We start from the raw sequence: 1107 nt of genomic DNA, 5'->3' as shown, positions 1-1107 counted from the left end.
GTTTTGCGCCATGACAAAGAAATTGCCGCCACCGACAGCTTCCTTCGTCAGTCCGGTCGTTGCTTCGCACAGGAACTCGCCATCCATGACGGGAATACGCCAGAAATGCCTGTCGCCGATCTTCTTGGAGATTTGCCAGCCGTCGCCGAAATAACGCAGCGCCGAACCGAGCTTGAGCTCGGCGCTGCCTTGCAGCCCGGCAAAGCAGGCGGAACCCGGCGAGGTCAAAACGCACTGGCCGACACGATTGAGCAGTTGCTTCTGCAATTCGTCCGTTCCCATCGCGAAGATCATGACGCGGCAGCCCGGCCGGCCATCCGGTGTGGCCGAGGGCGGCAGGTCGATCTCGATTGCCGCTTCGCAGCCGCAACCGATCACCGAGGTGGCGAATCCGGTCATCGTGATCGCCGCCTGGCGAGCCCATTTCCGGCTCGGCGCGGTGATGACGATGGCGGTTGCGCGCATGCCGAAGGCTTCCGCGAAGGTATCGTCGATCGTCATCCCATTGACGCTCATGTTCGGCATGGCACCTCGCCGAATGGCTGTTCGCGCGCAATCGCGGAATCCGGAAAATTGAACCAGTCCAGCGACAGGCCGTAGCGCTGCTGGTGATAGTCCTCGAGCCGTCGCACCATTGCCTTGTCGACAGGCGGCTTGAGCCTCAATGCCTTGCCCCAGCGGTAATGGATGATTTCCCCATCTTGCACGACGAGATCGCCATCCTTGAAAACATACGCCGCCTGTCCGAGCATTTTCGCGATACTGCGGTCCCTGCGATAGACAGCGATGTCGGCTATTGCACCGGCGCCGAGATGGCCTCGATCCGTCAAGCCGAGCAGCTTGGCCGGCGCCGCGCGCGTCATGATGGCGATTTCCTCGAACGTGTATTCGCGGTCGATTGCGGCCAGGGTAGAGAGCGCCAGGGCGGATCGTGAAAGTCCAGCGGTCATTTCGGCGCGCGCTTCCCGGCTCATCAGCAGTTCGAACAGCGCCGGATAAGCCGTAAAAGGTGCACCGTTGGGATGATCGGTGGTGAAGAACACACGCCAGGGATCGTCGATCAGGAGAAAAAGCTCGAGCCCGATCGCCCACTGCATCGTGCCGTAG

At 61.2% G+C, this 1107-nt stretch carries 1 protein-coding gene and 1 pseudogene; both read right to left on the bottom strand.

Annotated elements, in window-relative coordinates:
* Positions 1–525: pseudogene (locus tag EN939_RS35320) on the bottom strand (formylmethanofuran--tetrahydromethanopterin N-formyltransferase); the annotation flags it as partial.
* On the bottom strand, positions 513–1107 hold a 595-nt coding region (locus tag EN939_RS35315), incomplete at its 5' end, for an amidohydrolase family protein (RefSeq protein ID WP_164751567.1). The gene EN939_RS35315 and the pseudogene EN939_RS35320, both read right to left, overlap by 13 nt.

The sequence above is a fragment of the Mesorhizobium sp. M7A.F.Ca.CA.002.05.1.1 genome, from assembly GCF_003998335.1.
In the GTDB taxonomy this organism is placed as follows: domain Bacteria; phylum Pseudomonadota; class Alphaproteobacteria; order Rhizobiales; family Rhizobiaceae; genus Mesorhizobium.
Note: the sequence above shows the minus strand (reverse complement) of the source record. Positions and strands in the feature narration are given on the sequence as shown.